At 61.5% G+C, this 17,728-nt stretch carries 15 protein-coding genes and 1 tRNA gene; 2 read left to right on the forward strand and 14 right to left on the reverse strand.

Annotation, left to right across the window (positions count from 1 at the left end):
* Positions 1-86: 86 nt before the first annotated feature.
* The 4 genes from F506_RS06875 to F506_RS06890 form a co-directional block, all read right to left on the reverse strand.
* Complete coding sequence (locus F506_RS06875; RefSeq protein ID WP_053196039.1) at positions 87-974, reverse strand: HlyC/CorC family transporter; 888 nt, start codon at positions 972-974, stop codon at positions 87-89.
* Positions 975-1,178: 204 nt separating this feature from the next.
* Positions 1,179-1,418: a pentapeptide MXKDX repeat protein gene (locus tag F506_RS06880; protein WP_053196041.1), complete on the reverse strand. Its 240-nt coding sequence runs from the start codon at positions 1,416-1,418 to the stop codon at positions 1,179-1,181.
* 65 nt (positions 1,419-1,483) lie between these two features.
* Entirely contained in the window at positions 1,484-2,269 is a 786-nt protein-coding gene (locus F506_RS06885) for a molybdopterin-dependent oxidoreductase (protein WP_053196043.1), read from the reverse strand.
* A 15-nt stretch (positions 2,270-2,284) separates the two neighbouring features.
* A complete protein-coding gene (locus tag F506_RS06890) occupies positions 2,285-2,905 on the reverse strand; it encodes a cytochrome b/b6 domain-containing protein (RefSeq protein WP_053196045.1) in 621 nt (206 codons plus the stop codon).
* Positions 2,906-3,171: 266 nt separating this feature from the next.
* Here F506_RS06890 and F506_RS06895 point away from each other — a divergent pair, with 266 nt between their 5' ends.
* Positions 3,172-3,354 carry a zf-HC2 domain-containing protein gene (locus F506_RS06895; protein ID WP_053196047.1) on the forward strand — a complete coding sequence of 61 codons (183 nt, stop codon included), beginning with the start codon at positions 3,172-3,174 and terminating at the stop codon, positions 3,352-3,354.
* Between the two features lie 76 nt (positions 3,355-3,430).
* On the opposite strand, the gene ybeY is transcribed toward F506_RS06895, so the two are convergent.
* The 4 genes from ybeY to F506_RS06915 form a co-directional block, all read right to left on the reverse strand.
* A complete protein-coding gene (gene ybeY, locus F506_RS06900; RefSeq protein ID WP_053196049.1) occupies positions 3,431-3,889 on the reverse strand; it encodes an rRNA maturation RNase YbeY in 459 nt (152 codons plus the stop codon).
* Positions 3,876-4,961: a PhoH family protein gene (locus tag F506_RS06905; RefSeq protein ID WP_053196051.1), complete on the reverse strand. Its 1,086-nt coding sequence runs from the start codon at positions 4,959-4,961 to the stop codon at positions 3,876-3,878. The genes ybeY and F506_RS06905 overlap by 14 nt, the downstream gene beginning before the upstream one ends.
* Before the next feature lie 56 nt (positions 4,962-5,017).
* On the reverse strand, positions 5,018-6,358 hold the full coding sequence (gene miaB / locus F506_RS06910; protein WP_053196053.1) for a tRNA (N6-isopentenyl adenosine(37)-C2)-methylthiotransferase MiaB: 1,341 nt from the start codon (positions 6,356-6,358) through the stop codon (positions 5,018-5,020).
* Between the two features lie 317 nt (positions 6,359-6,675).
* On the reverse strand, positions 6,676-7,587 hold the full coding sequence (locus tag F506_RS06915) for a LysR family transcriptional regulator (protein WP_053196055.1): 912 nt from the start codon (positions 7,585-7,587) through the stop codon (positions 6,676-6,678).
* Positions 7,588-7,673: 86 nt separating this feature from the next.
* On the opposite strand from F506_RS06915, the gene F506_RS06920 reads away from it, so the two are divergent.
* Entirely contained in the window at positions 7,674-8,276 is a 603-nt protein-coding gene (locus F506_RS06920) for a cysteine hydrolase family protein (protein ID WP_053201343.1), read from the forward strand.
* A 9-nt stretch (positions 8,277-8,285) separates the two neighbouring features.
* Here the strand turns inward: F506_RS06920 and F506_RS06925 are convergent, their stop codons facing one another.
* From F506_RS06925 to F506_RS06950, 6 genes are all read right to left on the reverse strand, one after another.
* Entirely contained in the window at positions 8,286-8,720 is a 435-nt protein-coding gene (locus tag F506_RS06925; protein ID WP_053196057.1) for a CBS domain-containing protein, read from the reverse strand.
* A 121-nt stretch (positions 8,721-8,841) separates the two neighbouring features.
* A tRNA-Met gene (locus F506_RS06930) sits at positions 8,842-8,918 on the reverse strand.
* A 98-nt stretch (positions 8,919-9,016) separates the two neighbouring features.
* Positions 9,017-9,967: a tRNA (adenosine(37)-N6)-dimethylallyltransferase MiaA gene (miaA, locus tag F506_RS06935; protein WP_053196059.1), complete on the reverse strand. Its 951-nt coding sequence runs from the start codon at positions 9,965-9,967 to the stop codon at positions 9,017-9,019.
* Between the two features lies 1 nt (position 9,968).
* Positions 9,969-11,861, reverse strand: coding sequence for a DNA mismatch repair endonuclease MutL (gene mutL, locus F506_RS06940; protein WP_053196061.1), 1,893 nt, complete (start codon positions 11,859-11,861; stop codon positions 9,969-9,971).
* Between the two features lie 59 nt (positions 11,862-11,920).
* Complete coding sequence (locus tag F506_RS06945; protein ID WP_053201345.1) at positions 11,921-14,074, reverse strand: methyl-accepting chemotaxis protein; 2,154 nt, start codon at positions 14,072-14,074, stop codon at positions 11,921-11,923.
* A gap of 271 nt (positions 14,075-14,345) precedes the next feature.
* Positions 14,346-17,312 (reverse strand): sensor domain-containing protein, encoded by a 2,967-nt coding sequence (locus tag F506_RS06950; RefSeq protein WP_053196063.1) that lies wholly within the window; start codon positions 17,310-17,312, stop codon positions 14,346-14,348.
* Positions 17,313-17,728 lie beyond the last annotated feature (416 nt).

The raw sequence follows: 17,728 nt of genomic DNA on the forward strand, positions 1-17,728 counted from the left end.
GATGTCGTTGCAACCGATGCCGCCGGACTATGGGCGGCAGCGGCAGGATCGGCAGGGATGGAAGAAGGACGGTTCACGCGGAAAAACTATTGTTCTTCCTCGGCTGCCGGTGTGTCAGGCAGCTTTTCCACCAGCAGCACGTGCGCCTGGCGGGCATCGGCGCGCAGCACTTCGAAGCGCATGCCGTCGATGTCGAATTCGTCGCCCTTGCGCGGCACGCGTCCGAGGTGGTTGGCGACCAGGCCGCCGATGGTGTCGGCGTCTTCATCGGAGAAGGCGGTCTCCAGCGTCTCGTTGAACTGGGCGATTTCGGTCAGTCCCTTGATGCGCCAGCGCGGGCCGTGGGCGCCGTCCTTGATGGCGAGGATGTTGTCTTCTTCCTCGTCGAAATCGTATTCGTCTTCGATGTCGCCGACGATCTGCTCGAGTACGTCTTCGATGGTGATCAGGCCGGCGACGCCGCCGTATTCGTCGACCACGATGGCCATGTGGTTGCGGTTGGCGCGGAAGTCGCGCAGCAACACGTTGAGACGCTTGGATTCGGGAATGAACACGGCCGGGCGCAGCATGTCGCGCACATCGAAGGATTCTTCGGCGTAATAGCGCAGCAGGTCTTTCGCCAACAGCACGCCGACCACCTTGTCGCGCTCGCCTTCAACCGCCGGGAAGCGCGAATGCGAAGTCGACAGTACGTCGGGCATCCAGGTTTCGATCGGCTTGCTGATATCGATGGTGTCCATCTGCGAACGCGGCACCATGATGTCGCGCACGGCGAGATCGGATACCTGGAACACGCCTTCAATCATCGACAGCGCATCGGCGTCGATCAGGTTGCGTGCATGGGCGTCTTGCAGGACCTCGAGCAACTCTGCTCGGTTTTCTGGTTCGGGGGAGATGAGGGCGGTGAGACGTTCGAACAGGGAACGGTGTGGTTTAGCGTCAAGAGATTTGACGCTACTAGAGTGATCTTGCATATGGCGTGAGCCGTGGGTCCGACGTTGTTTCGATGAGGCATAGGATACAACAAATATATGACAAATCTACTAAAAGCCGATTTTCACGCCCCGGGCTGACAACGAATTCAGGCGGCAAGCCGGATCTGATCGCAACAGTTTCCCGGCGGACATGTCTGCGGCGGAGGGGGGGATGCCGCAGACATGTCGAAAGAAACGAAGTTGTTATTTCTTCATTTCATCCTTGCCCATGTTGTCTTTAGCCATGCCATCCTTGGCCATGGAATCCTTACTCATGGAGTCTTTCTTTTTCATCTTGTCCTTCTTCATGCCGTCTTTCTTCATGCCGTCCTTGGACATCGAATCCTTGGACATGTCGTCCTTGGCCATCGTGTCGGCAGCGTAGGCGCCCGAAACGGCGGCCATCATCAGACAGGCGAACAGGGTCGAGAGTGCTTTTTTCATGTGAATCTCCTAGATGTTGAAAATTGGCAAAAGCGCCATGACTACGGCAGATGCTTGGCACATTGCTAAGCACCGCCGAACCAGTTGTACCCCTGATCTTCCCAGTAACCGCCGGGGTAAGTATTGGTTACTTCGATTGAAGCGATATGCTTCGGATTTTTGTAGCCCAGCTTGGTGGGCATGCGCAGCTTCATCGGGAAGCCGTACTTCGGCGGCAAGATCTCGCCGTCATACGTCAGCGTCAGTTGCGTCTGCGGATGCAGCGCCGTGGCCATGTCGATGCTGGTGAAATAGTCGTCGGCGCAGCGGAAGGCAATGTACTTCGCGCTCAGGTCGGCGCCGATGTGTTTGAGGAAACCGGCGAACGGCACACCGCCCCAGCGGCCGATGGCGCTCCAGCCTTCGACGCAGATATGGCGCGTGATCTGCTCCACCTGCGGCAGGCGGCGCAGTTCTGCCAGGGACCAGGCGCGGCGGATGGCGATCAGGCCGTTGAGCTCGAGGCGATAGGCGTCGCCGTCGACCTCGGTGATTTCATCTTCGCCATAAAATGCATTGAACGGAAACGGCCGCGTGATCATCGACGCCGGATACGTCGGCGCCAGTTTGTTCGGATCGAACAGCCACGCCTGCACGCCGTCGTTCATGCGTGAAATCTTCGTCAGCATGCGGTTCACCGATTCCTGGTCGGTGATGTTGCAGCCGCTCAGCAGCGACAGCCCGCCCAGCGTCAGCGCGCGCTTGCCGAACAGGCGCCGAGACGGCATCGACAATTCCAGTTCTCGGCGCGCATCCTTGAGGATCAATTCGCCGTCGAGCGCGGACGGCAGGCGGTTTGGTTTTCTGATCATGATGGCAGTCTCCGGTCAGCGTCCGCGCAGCATGGCCAGCAAGGTGCGCGGCACCAGCGCCACCATCGCGACATGTACGACAATGAACAGCACCAGGAAACTCATCGCAAAGAAATGCACGATGCGCGCGTTGTCATAGCCGCCCATCATGTCGCGCAGCAACGGCAGTTGCACCGATTTCCAGATCGCCAGTCCCGACACCACGATCAGCACAAGGTCGGCAATCACCGAGAGATACGCCAGCTTTTGCACCGCGTTGTAGTGGTCCAGCGACGCGTGCTGCAGCTTGCCTTTGAGCGCCTGGACGAAGTCGTGGAAGACTTCCGCCGGACGCAGGGGCAAGAATTTGCGGCGCGCACGTCCGCTCAGCAGATTGAGCGCCAGATAAATCACGCCGTTGATCGCCAGCAGCCACATCGCCGCGAAATGCCATTGCAGCGCACCGCCCAGCCAGCCGCCCAAGGTCCATTCTTTCGGAAACGAGAAGGGGAAGATCGGCGAGGCGTTATAGATACGCCAGCCGCTCAGGATCATGAGCACGACGGCAAGCGCATTGGTCCAGTGCGTGACGCGCAGCCATAGCGGATGGATGGTCGGGGACGTCGTCGTCGGAAGAGCGGGGGCATGGACGTTCAAGTTCGTCTCCTCAATGCTGGTTTCATGCAGCTTGGTCGGGCGAACTTCCAGTTTCTTACAAGGAATCAGAAAAAGGTGAAAAATTTCCGGCGCGATCTAACTCGCCACGGCATGAATATCCGTTGCCCAAAATAATCGTCAGTGAATTGTAAGAAATGGCGGCTCGCCGCGACCAACATGCAGGGAAGCCGGAGAACGGCGCTGAAAGCGCGACTGCGGGCCTGGCTGATTTACAATGCCAGCCGTGGCGCTACGGGAGTAATCATATGAACTGCAAGGAAGCACATCGCGTCTTGTGCGAGGCGCAAGACAGCAAATTGTCCTTTGCCCGGCGGCTGGCGCTGCGCTGGCATCTGGCCATTTGCGACCATTGCACGCGTTTCGGCCGCCAGCTGGATTTCCTGCGTGCGGCGGTGCGACGCTACCGTGACGGCGGAGATGGAAAGTAATGCAGGCAAGTAATGTTGAAAACACAATGCCGCCGCAGCGCAAGGCTGCGGCCGGCCATGTTCGATGCCGCAGATGTTACCGGCGGTCCGCGTAAGGATCGGCGAAACCCAGGCCTGCCAGAATTTCAGTTTCCAGCGTTTCCATTTCGGTCGCTTCTTCTTCGTCTTCGTGATCGTAGCCCTGTGCATGCAGCACGCCGTGCACGATCAGATGCGCCGCGTGATCCAGCAGCGGCTTCTTCTGTTCCTTTGCTTCCTTTTCCAGGACGTCGGTGCACAGGATGATGTCGGCCTGCGTCACTTCGGCGTCCTCATCTTCCGTGTAGGCAAACGTCAGCACGTTGGTGGCGTAATCCTTTTCACGGTACTCGCGGTTCAGCGTGCGGCCTTCTTCGGCGTCGACAAAGCGAATCGTCAGTTCCGCCGGCGCAAACAGCGCGGCCTGGATCCAGCGGCGGATCTGCGGACGCGGCACGCTTTCCTTGAGGCGTGGATCGGCGTACTGGACGGACAGGGTCAGTTTATTTTTTTGCATGGCGTGGCTTGGCTGACTGGGTCAGGCCCTGGCTGAGACGTTTGACGGCGTTGCTGGAAGTGACGTGGGAGTTGCCGGCGGCCGAGACCGCCTCATAGGCGTCGACGATGCGCGCGACCATGGGATGGCGCACCACGTCGCTGCTGGTGAAGCGCGAGAAGGCGATGCCGCGTACGTCGTGCAGCACATTGAGCGCGTCGACCAAGCCGCTTTTCTGGCCATGGTGCAAGTCGATCTGGGTGACGTCGCCGGTGACGACGGCCTTGCTGCCGAAGCCAATGCGCGTGAGGAACATCTTCATCTGTTCCGGCGTGGTGTTCTGCGCCTCGTCAAGGATGATGAAGGCATGGTTCAGCGTGCGGCCGCGCATGTAGGCCAGCGGTGCGATTTCGATCGCCTGTTTTTCGAACAGCTTCTGCGTGCGGTCGAAGCCGAGCAAGTCATACAGCGCGTCATACAGCGGGCGCAAATACGGATCAACCTTCTGCGCCAGGTCGCCGGGCAGGAAGCCGAGACGTTCGCCGGCTTCCACCGCCGGGCGCGTCAGCACGATGCGCTGCACGGCGTCGCGCTCCAGCGCATCGACGGCGCAGGCCACCGCGAGATACGTCTTGCCGGTGCCGGCCGGACCGACGCCGAAAGTGATGTCGTGTTCGAGGATGGCGTGCAGGTATTGGCTCTGATGCGGCGTGCGGCCGCGCAGATCGTGCTTGCGCGTCTTCAGCACCGGACTTTCGATTTCGGTCTTGTCTTTCTTGTCGAGCGCGATATCCGCATCGTCCAGTTCGGCGTCGATGGTCGCGCTGGCGCGTTGTTCCACCAGCGCCAGCTGGATGTCTTCCACCGACACCGGCTTGTCGGCCCTTGTGTAGAAACGGTCGAGGACGGCGACTGCGCGCTCGGCATTGGTGCCGCTGACGATGAACTTCTCGCCGCGACGGAAAATCGTCACGTCGAGGGCGGACGAGATTTGCCTCAGGTTTTCATCGAGCGGACCGCACAGATGCGCCAGGCGCTTGTTGTCGAGCGGTTGCGGGATGAAGTAGTGAGGCTGGTTGGGTGATTTTTTCAATCTGGCTCGTTGTCGTCAGGTGGAAGTTAAATGGCGGATGGCGGATGGCGATGGCGTCATTGCTTGATGATAATCTCGCCGCGCAGCGAAAACGCGAATGCCTGCAGCACGGTGACGTCGATCATTTCGCCGATCAATCGGGCGCCGTTCGGACCGCCGTCGAAATTCACCACGCGGTTGTTTTCCGTGCGGCCTTGCAATTCGTTCGGGTCCTTCTTCGAAGGGCCTTCGACCAGGATGCGCTGGACCGTACCAACCATGGCCTGGCTGATCTTGCTGGCGTTATCCTGCACCACGGCTTGCAGATGTTGCAGGCGCTTCAGCTTGACCTCGGCCGGAGTGTCGTCGGCCAGGTTGGCGGCCGGCGTGCCCGGCCGCGGGCTGAACACGAAACTGAAACTGCTGTCGAAGCCGATGTCATTAATTAGCTTCATCAACGCGTTGAAGTCTTCTTCGGTCTCACCCGGGAAGCCGACGATGAAGTCGCTCGAAACCGTGATGTTGGGGCGGACTTCGCGCAGGCGGCGCAGCACCGATTTGTACTCCAGCGAGGTATAGCCGCGCTTCATCGCCGCCAGGATGCGGTCGGAGCCGTGTTGCGCCGGCAGGTACAGGTGATCGACCAGCTTGGGCACCTTGGCGTAGGTGTCGATCAGGCGCTGGGTGAATTCCTTGGGATGGCTGGTGACGAAGCGGATGCGCTGGATGCCGGGCATCTCGGCGATGTACTCGATCAGCAGCGCGAAGTCGGCGATCTCCCCGTCTTCCATGACGCCGCGGAAGGCGTTGACGTTCTGTCCCAGCAGCGTGATTTCCTTGACGCCTTGTTCGGCCAGTCCGGCTACTTCGGTCAGCACGTCCTCGAAGCGGCGCGACACTTCCTCGCCGCGCGTGTACGGAACCACGCAGTAGCTGCAATACTTGCTGCAACCTTCCATGATGGACACATACGCGGTCGCGCCTTCGACGCGGGCCGGCGGCATGTGGTCGAACTTTTCGATTTCAGGGAAGCTGATGTCGACCTGCGGACGGCCGCTGAAACGGCGCTCGCTGATCATCTGCGGCAGGCGATGCAAGGTTTGCGGGCCGAACACCATGTCGACGAAGGGGGCGCGCTTGACGATGGCTTCGCCTTCCTGCGAGGCCACGCAACCGCCGACGCCGATCAGCAGGTCGGGATTGTTCTTCTTCAGCTCGCGCAGGCGGCCGAGGTCGGAGAACACTTTTTCCTGTGCCTTTTCGCGCACCGAACAGGTGTTGAGCAGGATTACGTCGGCGTCTTCCGGCCGGTCGGTCTTGATCAGGCCGTCGGAAGCGTTCAGCACGTCGGCCATCTTGTCCGAGTCGTACTCGTTCATCTGGCAGCCGAAGGTTTTGATGAATACTTTTTTCTGCATAAATGTCATTCAGGCATGAGAGCGCGGCGGGAGGGCTGGTCCTACGCACGTTGGCCGGCGAGCCGCATTGGCCAAGCGCCGGCAAGAGGAAGCTGATCGTAGAAAAACGCCAATCGCTGCAGTCGCGGCAGCCGGAAAGCCGGCTTGTGCGGCGCGATCCGGGGCGCCTGCAGTCGGGGCTTCCAAGGTCCGCGATTATAGCACCGGATGCCGCGTGGAGCCGCAGGCGGGGCGTGGACCGGGAGCGGCTCGAAACGGTGTCGAAAATGCTCAAAAAATGCCATCCATGCAACTCTCCGGCGAGTCTTTTGCAGCGTTCAGGCGGGCGATCCTTCGGCGAAGCAGCTTTCCAGCCACTCCAGCACCGCACGCAGGCGCGGCAACGCCCGCAGGTCGCGGTGATACACCGCCCACGCCTCGCGTTGGAACTGGGGCATCGAGTTTCCATCCACCGCCGCCAGTTCCAGCTCCGGCGCCAGCAGGTAATGCGGCAGCAACGCCATGCCGACGCCGGCGCGCGCCGCCATGCATTGCGTCACCAGGCTGGTGCTGCGAAAGCGCACCGGATTGCCGCCGGCGTGGTCGGCCAGCCACTGCGTCTCGGGAATATCCGGTACGCCGTCGTCAAAGCCGATGAAAGGCGCGGACTCCGGCGCGGCGCGCCATTCGGCCACGCGTTCCCGGCTGCCGCACAGGAAATAGCTGATTTTGCCGAGCTTGCGCGCGATCAGGTCACCGTCCTGCGGTCGGGCGAAACGGATCGCCAGGTCGGCGTCGCGGCGCGCCAGGCTCACGGTCTGGTGGCTCATGCTGAATTCGATGTCGAGTTGCGGCCAGCGCTCCAGCAGCGCGGGCAGGCGCGGCGCCAGGAACATGGTGCCCATCGCCTCGGTGCTGGCGATGCGCAGCTTGCCTTCCATGCGGATGTCTTCACCGGCCAGGCGGCGCGCCAGCTGCGCGGTTTGCGCCTGCATTTCGCGCGCAGCGGCCAGCACGGTTTCTCCCAGCCGCGTCAGCTCGGTATCGTCGCCACGCCGCGTGAACAGCGGGCCGTGCAAGGCATGCTCCAGCATCTGCAGGCGCCGGCTGACGGTGGCGTGGGTCACGCCTAAGACGCGTGCCGCACCTGAAAAGCTGCCGGATTCAACGAAGGCGGCGAAGGTGCGCAAGCCTTCCCAGTCGGCGGCGAGGAGTGCAGGCGAGTTGGATAGTGCTGTTAATTTATTCACGGACGGCTACCTGTTTTTGTGAATTGATGAACGTATTTTATCCGTCTAGGATGATTCCATCGTTCATCCCCATCAAGGAAAAAGCCATGTCCACACCGAAAACCCTGCTGCAAATCGCCGGTGCCGCGCCGCGCTCGCCAAAGTGGCAAGACGCCGCGCTGGTGTTGATCGACCACCAGACCGAATACACCATCGGCGGCGTACCGCTGGCCGGCATTGACGCCGCCGTCAGCGAGATCGCCGTCTTGCTCAGGCAGGCGCGCGCCGCCGGCGCACCGGTCTTCCACGTTGTCCACCATGCCAGGCCCGGCGCCGCGCTGTTCGATCCGCAACGCGAATACGTCGACATCATCGACGGACTGCAGCCGCATGACGGCGAAGTCATTGTGGTCAAGACGCTGCCGAATTCCTTCGCCGGCACCACGCTCGATGCGGAGCTGAAGAAGGCCGGGAAAAAGGAATTGATCATCGCTGGCTTCGCCACCCACATGTGCATCAGCGCCACCACGCGCTCGGCGCTGGATCATGGCTACGTGTCGACGGTAGTGGCGGCGGCCTGCGCCACGCGCGATCTGCCGGATGCCCTGGGTCAGGGCGTGGTGTCGGCGGCGGAGGTGCAGCGTGCGACGCTGGCGGCATTGGCCGATCGTTTCGCGACGATCGTGCCGGACGCGGCTGCATTGAATTGACCGGAAGGGTTATGGGGCGGTCGGGCTGGTCGGATTGATGCGCAGGTTCTTGAGAATGTCGCGCCACGTAACGATGCCGACCGGCCTGAAGTTCAGGTCGACCACGGGCAGGCAGGAAATACTGTGGGTGTTGAAGGAATGGATCGCGTCATCAACTGTGGCGCTTTCCTGCAGCACGATCGGACGCCGCGTCATGATCTGATGCACGCGCTTGTTCAGGCTGGCGATGTCCTGGTAGCTTTCCCGGGCCGAGCCGATGTTCGGGCTCAGCGCCTTGAGCAGATCGCGATCGGACACCACACCCAGTAGCTTGCGCTCTTCCACCACCAGCAGGTGATGGAATTTCAAATTGTCGAAAATCTCTTTCACCGTTTCCAGTTTGTCGTCCAGGTTCACGGTGACGAGCTTGGCGCTCATGATCTTCTTGATACTGACTCCAGCCATTGCTCCTCCGTTGACGATACCGGATTGTCCCTCATGCCTTGCGAGTCGGACAATAGCCCTGAATCAAGTGCGCGCCGGAAAACAAAAAAGGCCCGTGAGAACACGGGCCTTCGGATGTCTTTGGTGGTGATAGGTGGACTTGAACCACCGACCCCAGCATTATGAGTGCTGTGCTCTAACCAACTGAGCTATATCACCAAAAGCAAGCCCGTGATTATGCTGTCTGATCGGAAGGCTGTCAAGAAGATTTAAACCGCCGGTTGAAGTTTCCTCAACCGGCGCTTATGTCTTTTCTGTCAATGTTCCAGCGCCTTGCGCACATGCGCCATCACGGTCTGGGTAGCGTCGGGCGCGTTGAAGTCAATGACGACGCGTTCCGGCGTCGAGCGCAGCCAGGTAATCTGGCGCTTGGCCAGTTGTCGTGTGGCAATGATGCCGCGCTCGCGCATTTCGGCGTGGTCATATTGGCCGTCGAGATGTTCCCAGGCCTGGCGATAGCCGACGCAACGCATCGAGGGCAGGCCCAGGTGCAGGTCGCCGCGGGCGCGCAGCTTGCGCACTTCGTCGAGCAGGCCGTCGTTTTCCAGCATGAGGTCGAAGCGGCGTGCGATGCGCTCGTGCAGTACGGCGCGGTCGGACGGCTCCAGCGCCAGCGGCAGCAATGTGAACGGCAGCGCCGCTGCGGTCTTTTGCGTCAGCAGCGCCGACATCGGTTTGCCGGTCAGTTCGATGATTTCCAGTGCGCGCTGGATGCGCTGGCTGTCGTTGGGTTTGAGGCGGGCTGCGGTCTCCGGGTCGAGCGTGGCGAGGCGCGCGTGCTGCGCCGGTACGCCGTCGCGCGCGGCTTCCTCGTCCAGGCGTGCACGCACTTCGGGATCGGCTTCGGGCAAGTCGTCGAGGCCGTCGCGCAAGACCTTGAAATACAGCATGGTGCCACCCACCAGCAGCGGCAGCTTGCCGCGTGCATGGATGTCCTGAGCCAGGCGTAGCGCGTCGTTGCGGAACTGCATGGCGGAATAGGCTTCCGTCGGATCGAGGATATCGATCAGATGATGCGGCACGCCGGCGAGTTCGTCGGCGGTGGGCTTGGCGGTGCCGATGTCCATCTCGCGATACACCAGCGCCGAATCGACGGAGATGATTTCACAAGGGATGTGTCTGGCGATTTCCAGCGCCGCCGCAGTCTTGCCGGAAGCGGTCGGCCCCATGATGGCGACCGCGAGCGGCGCCGCCGGTGCAGCAGCCATCCTATTGTCCGCGCAGGAAAAGTTTGTCCATGTCGGACAAGGCCAGCTGGCTCCAAGTCGGGCGGCCGTGGTTGCACTGGTCGGCGCGCTCGGTGGCTTCCATCTGGCGCAGCAGCGCGTTCATTTCCGGTACGGTCAGGCTGCGGTTGGCGCGCACGGCGGTGTGGCAGGCCAGCGTGCCGAGCAGTTCGTTGCGGCGTTCGAGCAGTACGCGCGAGCCGCCGAATTCACGCACATCGCGCAGCACATCGCGGGCCAGTGTCTGGGCGTCGGCGTTCTTGAGCAGTGCCGGCACCGCGCGCACTGCGAGTGTGGTCGGCGACATCGCAGCGATGTCGAAGCCGAGTGCGCTCAAGGTTTCCTGGTGTTCTTCGGCGGTGCCGACTTCGACCGCGTCGGCGTAGAAGGTCACCGGGATCAGCAGCGGCTGCACGAACATGGAATTGTCGTCGAGCGCATTCTTCAGCTGCTCATACAGGATGCGTTCGTGCGCGGCGTGCATGTCGACCACCACCAGGCCCTTGCTGTTCTGCGCCAGCACGTAGATGCCATGCAACTGCGCCAGCGCGAAGCCGAGCGGGAACTCGCCGTCCGGCAATGGCTGTGGCTGTGTGTGGGCGGACGCCGGCATGGCAAAAGCGCTCGGCGCAGTTCGATTGTCGAAGCCCGACGCCATGTCCAGATTGGTTTGTACGCCCGGTTGGAACATCGCACCGTATTCGCCGGTGTTCTGCGCCACGCCGAAGCCGCCGGCGGAGAAATTCGGTCGCAGCTGCGCGCCGAATTCATTCTGATATTGCGGCTGAGGCTGGGTTTGTTGATCGCGTATCCACGGCATTGCACCGGCGGCTTGCGGCGCGGGCGCATTGCCGAACGAGGTAGCCGACGTCGCCGCCAGCGCGCGGCTGACGGCGTGGAAAACAAATTGATGCACGCTGCGGCTGTCGCGGAAGCGAACTTCGATCTTGGATGGATGGACGTTGACGTCGACCAGCGCCGGATCGAGATCGAGCGAGAGCGCATACGACGGATAGCGGTCGCCGTGCAGTACATCCTGGTAAGCGGCGCGCACTGCATGCACCAGCAGCTTGTCGCGCACGAAGCGGCCGTTGACGTAAAAGTACTGACCATCGGCGCGCGCCTTGGAGGCGGTCGGCAAACCGACGAAGCCGTGCAGGCGCAGCGGGCCGGCGCTCTCATCGAGCGGCAGGCGCGCGTTGGCGAATTCGTCGCCGAGGATGTGCGCGCTGCGCTTGGCGAATTCACCGGTGTTCCAGTGATCGACGGTCTTGCCGTTGTGGGTCAGGGAAAACGTCACGTCCGGGCGCGCCAGCGCAATGCGGCGCACGACTTCGGCGCAGTGGCCGTATTCGGTTTGTTCGGATTTCAGGAACTTGCGGCGCGCCGGCGTATTGAAATACAGATCCTGTACGTCGATCGTGGTGCCGGGGGCGCCGGACGCAGGCACCACGCTGCCTTCCTGCGAGCCGCTGATTTCCCAGGCGTGTGCGGCGTCGGCGGTGCGCGTAGTCAGCGTGAGCTGCGCGACCGAGGCGATCGAGGCCAGTGCCTCACCGCGAAAACCCAGCGTGCCGACGTTTTCCAGATCGGTCAGCGAAGCGATCTTGGAGGTAGCGTGACGGGCGAGCGCCAGCGGCATCTGCTCCGGCGGAATGCCGCGGCCGTTGTCGGTGATGGCGATGCGCTTGACGCCGCCCTGTTCCAGGCGCACGGTGATTTGCGTGGCGCCGGCATCGAGCGCGTTCTCCAGCAATTCCTTGACGACGGCGGAAGGACGTTCGATGACTTCGCCGGCAGCGATCTGTGAAATCAGCTGGTCGGGCAGGGCCTGAATCGGGCGAAGGGTGCGGGGCGGGCGATCTGGTGCGTTCATCCGGCGATTATACCGCCAGCCGGCTTAGGGATCGCCCAGCGCCGGCTGTGACGGCAGGGTCAGAACTGTTCCCAGTCGTCGTCCCTGGATGGCGCCGGCAGGGATTTCTTCGCGGCCGGAAGTTTGGCGACGGGCGCGGCTTTCGGCGCAGTCGCCCCCTTGATCGCCGGCGTTGCCTTGGCGACGGCTTTGCGCACTGGTGCCGCAGCAGCGCCGAACGACATGGCATGCGTTTCGTCCAGTTTGAAGGTGCTGACCGACGCCGTGAGCTTGTGCGCCTGGTCTTGCAACGATTGTGCGGCAGCAGCGGCTTGCTCCACCAGCGCGGCGTTTTGCTGCGTGGTCTGCTCCATCTGAACGATGGCATGGTTGACCTGCTCGATGCCGGCGCGCTGTTCCTGGCTGGCCGAACTGATTTCGCCGACGATGTCGGTCACGCGCTTGACGCTGGCGACCACTTCGCCCATGGTTGCGCCTGCTTGTTCCACCAGCTTGCTGCCGGCCTCGACCTTGTCGACCGAGTCGTCGATGAGGCCCTTGATTTCCTTGGCGGCGGCGGCCGAGCGTTGCGCCAGGCTGCGCACTTCGGACGCCACCACGGCAAAGCCGCGGCCTTGTTCGCCGGCGCGCGCGGCTTCCACTGCCGCATTGAGGGCGAGGATGTTGGTCTGGAAGGCAATGCCGTCGATCACGCTGATGATGTCGACGATCTTGCGCGAGGATTCATTGATCGAGCCCATGGTGTCGACCACCTGGCCGACCACTGCGCCGCCTTGCGCGGCGACTTCCGAGGCCGACAGTGCGAGCTGGTTGGCCTGGCCGGCGTTATCGGCGTTCTGCTTCACGGTCGAGGTCAGTTCTTCCATGGCCGATGCGGTTTCTTCCAGCGAACCGGCCTGCTGTTCGGTACGCGACGACAGGTCCAGGTTGCCGGTTGCGATTTCGACCGATGCCGTGGTGATCTGCTCGGTGCCCTGGCGCACGTCGGCGACCACGTGGGCGAGGCCTTCGCTGATGCCGTTGACGGCGCGCATGAGCTGGCCGATTTCATCCTGCTGGCCATCGGCGACGCGCACGCGCGCGGTCAGGTCGCCGCTCGCCAGCAGATCGGCGGCGGCGCGGGCGCGCGCCAGCGGACGCGTCACCACTTGCTTGATCACGACCGCCAGCACCACGCCGACCAGCAGCAGGAAGGCCGCGCCGAACAGCATGAAGCGGTTGCGCATGGCGGCGATTTCCTTGGTCACTTCTTCGGCGTAGGTCTCGCCGACGATGACCCAGTTCCAGGCCGGGAATTGCGAGAAGGCGACGATCTTTTCTTCGCCGCTGTGGCCGGTGGTATCCGGGTTGTCCCACATGTAGCGCATCACGCCTTGCTTCTTGGCCAGCATGTCCTTGATGAATTCCTTGCCGTCGGTGTCTTTCAGTCCCAGCAGGTTCTTGCCTTCATCCTTGGGTCCGGCCAGCAGCGTGCCGTAATCCTTGCCTTCCTTGGCGTTAAGCACGTAGAAGAAACCGGTCTCGCCGATCTTCAGCGCCTTGATCTTGTCCTTGAGCGCCTTGATGTCGCCCGAAATGTCGACGCCGACATACAGCACGCCGATGAGCTGGCCGGCGGCGTCCTTGATCGGCACGTATTTGGTGATGTACTGCTTGCCGAACAGCGTGGCGATGCCGCTATACGATTTGTCCGCTTTCAGCGCCGCGTAGCCTGGATGCGCACGGTCGAGCAGGGTGCCGACCGCGCGTTCGCCGTCTTCCTTCTTGACCGAGGTCGAGACGCGCACGAAGTCGTCGCCGGTCTTGGCGAAGATGGTCGCGGTCACGCCGGTCTGCGCGGTGAAGCGGTCGGGGATCGCGAAGTCGAGGTTGAGGTCGGTGTCGCCGTTGCGCAGCACCGGTGTGGCCTTGTCGCCGATCTGTACGGTGCGGCTGGTGTCCAGCGTGAACTTGCCCGGGAAGGAGTTGGTGAACATGTTGGAAAAGCGTTCCACCTGACTGTTCACCGAACGGTCGAACATCTCGACCATATTCACTACGCCGCGCGTTTCGCCGCTGATCTGGTTCATCGAGCGCTGTTCCAGCATGGCTGAGGTGCTGTAGTCGATCAGCAGGATCGCTGCAACAAACAGCGCGCCGACCAGGGCGAGGGTGAGGGAAGTGAGCTTGGTGCCGACGGCCCAGCTGCGATAGTGGAAGGCAGAATTTTGCATGGTGTGGTTTTCTTTTTGTCTGGGCGCCGGGCGCCCGGGTGCCGCGAGCAGTCGTTTGAAGGCGAACTTCAGCAAACGTTTGCGCGTGCGCGGCCGTGTAGGAATACTTCAGGTTTTTGAACGCCAGCAAGTATAGCCAACTTCGCTTTTCCTGCGGTCCCATTTCAGCCAAAAAACAACGTAACTCGTTGTTTATGCAGTGGTTTTCGCGGTAATACCAATGAAAAACGATGTAATAATGCTACGCAATATTGTTTCTCTAATAAAACTTTTAGAGATAATTGTCAATTTTGAAATTTTTCAGCCAGTGCTCGAAAATCCCGGCCAGCATCGGCCGCGAAAACAGATAGCCCTGAGCCACATCGCAGCCTTGCTGCTTGAGCAAGTCATATTGCCGTTTGTCTTCGACGCCTTCGGCCACGACGATCAGATCGAGGCTTTCACCGATGCGGATGACCGCGTTGGTCAGCGCCAGCACCGTCTGGTCGCGGTCCATGTCGCGCACGAAACTCTGGTCCAGCTTGAGTTCGCACACCGGCAGGTTGCGCAGGTAGCCGAGACTTGAATACCCGGTGCCGAAATCATCCATCGCCAGCTTCACGCCTTGCGCATGCACTTCGCGGATGGTGCGCGTGGTGCTGGGGTTGGTGTCCATCATCACGGTTTCGGTGATTTCCAGCGTCAGGTCTCCCGGCGCCAGGTCGAAGCGTTGCAGCAGGCCGGCGATGAATTGCGGCAGTTCCAGGTCATGGAAATTGGTAGACGACAAATTGACCGATACCGAAGGAACGTCGATGCCGCGCCGGCGCCAGTCGTGAAGCTGGAAGCAGGCTTCTTCCAGCGCCCATTTGCCGAGCTCGCCGATCAGGCCGCATTCTTCCGCGATCGGGATGAAGCGCGCCGGTGAAACCTGGCCGAGCTGATCGTGATGCCAGCGCGCCAGCGCTTCCACACCATGCAGCAATCCGGTGTGGAAGTTGACCTGTGGCTGGTAATGCAGCTCGAAATCGCCGCCGCGCAAGGCATCCCGCAGCGCGCCTTCCAGCGCCAGGCGTTCCTGGGCCTGCGAGTTCATCTCATCGCTGAAGAAGCTGAAGCGGCCGCGGTTCTGGGCCTTGGTCTGGTACATCGCCATGTCGGCGCGATGCAGCAGGATTTCGATAGTGTCGCCGTTGTCGGGAAACAGGCTGATCCCGATACTGGCCGAGGGTGTGATCGCCACGCCAGCGATATGGCATGGCAGCGACAGGCTGGCCTGGATGCGCTTGACCACGTCGGTGACACGGTTCAGGTCGCATTGCGCCAGCACGATGACGAATTCGTCGCCGGACAGGCGCCCGACGATATCGGATTTGCGCGCCTCGACCTGCAGGCGGCTGGCGACCGTGCGCAGCAGCTCGTCGCCGGCCTGATGTCCGAGCGAGTCGTTGATTTGCTTGAAACGGTCGAGGTCAATGAACAGCACCGCCATCGGAATCTTGGTGCGGGCCGCGTTGGCAATGGCGTGGTTGGCGTTGACCAGCAGCAGGCTGCGGTTGGGCAACCCCGTCAACGAATCGTAGAACGCCAGCCGATGGATGCGCGAGCGCGCTTCTTCGCGCTCCAGCGCCAGCGCGCACAAATGCAGGCTGACGTCCACCAGCCGGTGATGGAAGGGATCGGGGCGGCGCTTGCTGTGATAGTAGAACGCGAACGTGCCGATCACGCGGCCATCGGCCGATTTTATCGGGGTCGACCAGCACGACTGCAAACCCGTCGGCAGCACCAGGTCACGGTAGTCGGCCCATAGCGGATCGGTGGCAATGTCCGTCACCTCCACCGGCTCGGCGCGGAACGCCGCGGTGCCGCAGGAGCCGACGCTGGGACCGATCGCCAGACCTTCGAGTGCGCGGCTGTATTCTTCCGGAAGACTGGGGCCGGCCACCGGATGCAGCAAGCCCTGTTCGTCCACGCGCAGGATCGATGCCACCACGTCGGGCGCCATGCGTTCCAGTTCCAAGCACACCATGGTCAGTACTTCCTGCAGGCTGGCCTCCCGCACCATGGCGTTGAGCGCCTTGTATTGCAGGACTTCGTGCATCTTGGTGTTGGTAATGTCGGTCAGGATGCAGACTGCATTGATCAGTTTGCCGTCGCCGTCGAGGATGGGATTGACCACCGTCGACACCCACAGCGGATGGCCTTGCTTGTCGACCATCATTTCTTCGCCGTGGAAACTGCGGCCCTCGGCGATCACCGCATAGCAGTCTTCGATCATCTTGAGGATGGCGGTCTGTCCTTCGAACAGTTCCCGCGGCCGGCGGCCGATGACTTCTTCTGCGGTAAAGCCGAGCATGCGGCTGAAACCGGTGTTGTGAAAAACGATGTGGTTGGCATCGTTGGTGATGAATACCGCGTTGTCGGTTTCATTGATCCCCAGCGACAGCAGGTGCTGGTATTCGCGGTCGCGCTGCTCGCGCACCATGCGGCACGACACGTCCGAGCCGATGCTGATGATCTTGATCGGCTTGCCTTCTAGGTCGAACACCGGCGTGTAGGTAGCTTCCCACCAGACCGGCCGGCCGTCGCGCGCGATGCGCTTGAAACGGCCGGAAAAGAAACGGCCCTGGTTGACGTCGCGCCAGAAATTTTCGTATTCCTGGCTACCGACGTAATCCGGCTCGCACAGGACGCGATGGTGCTTGCCGACGATTTCCTCGGGCAGATAGCCCATGGTCTTGAGATAGTTGCCGTTGGCGCCGACGATGACACCGTCGGCGGAAAATTCAATCACGCCGAGCGAGCGGTTGATCGCACGCAGCACGCTGTGCTTTTCCTGCGAGTCGTCGATGTGGGCGGTGATGTCGGCAGCAATCGAGACCACCCGCAGCAAGCGGCCCTCGGCGTCGAACACCGGATTGCAGGTGGCCTCCAGCCACAGCCGAGAGCCGTCGCTGCGCATGCGCTGCAAGGTGCCGGACACCACTTCGCCCTGATGCAGGCGCCGCCAGAATTCGGCGTATTCGGGTGAATCGGCGTGCGCCGGATTGCACAGCATGCGGTGATGGTGGCCGACGATGTCGTTTTGCCGGTACGCCATCAGCGTGAGGAAGTTGTCGTTGGCGGACAAGATGGTGCCGTCCGGCGCCAGTTCAAGGATGGCCATCGAGCGGGAAAAAGCCGCCAGCAACGCCTCCTTTTCTTCAAGGGAGGCGCGGCATTGCTGAAGCTCGAGGCCGATGCGTTCGGCGTCCATCATGGAGTCGTTCCCCTCCCGTTCCTTGACTGCACTCATACGCGTCACTTCTCCGCTCGGTATGATTATCTTGCGTCTGTCTTGCGTCCGGTTTGAACCTGATCTGAATCTGATTTGAAACTGGTCCGGCAGCGATATTGTCGGGAACCTTATCGCCGGCGCCGGCTGCTCGGCACGACTACGCTGGATTCCTTGAATAGCTCACATCCACATTCACACACGCCGCCGTTCTTGTTGGAGAAATGCAGCGATCGGCATATCTCTTGTTATCGGAAAAAAGTCATTGTTCTTGAGCATGCAGATTAAATAAGTTCTTCATTAAAATGATTTGCCTGTCGTGCCGTGGCCCTTACGCGAACCTCGTCAAAACCAGTCCCGTCATCCCGGGACCGTCGTCCCGGTCGAGTAGTGTATGATTC

Source organism: Herbaspirillum hiltneri N3 (assembly GCF_001267925.1).
Lineage (GTDB): Bacteria > Pseudomonadota > Gammaproteobacteria > Burkholderiales > Burkholderiaceae_D > Herbaspirillum > Herbaspirillum hiltneri.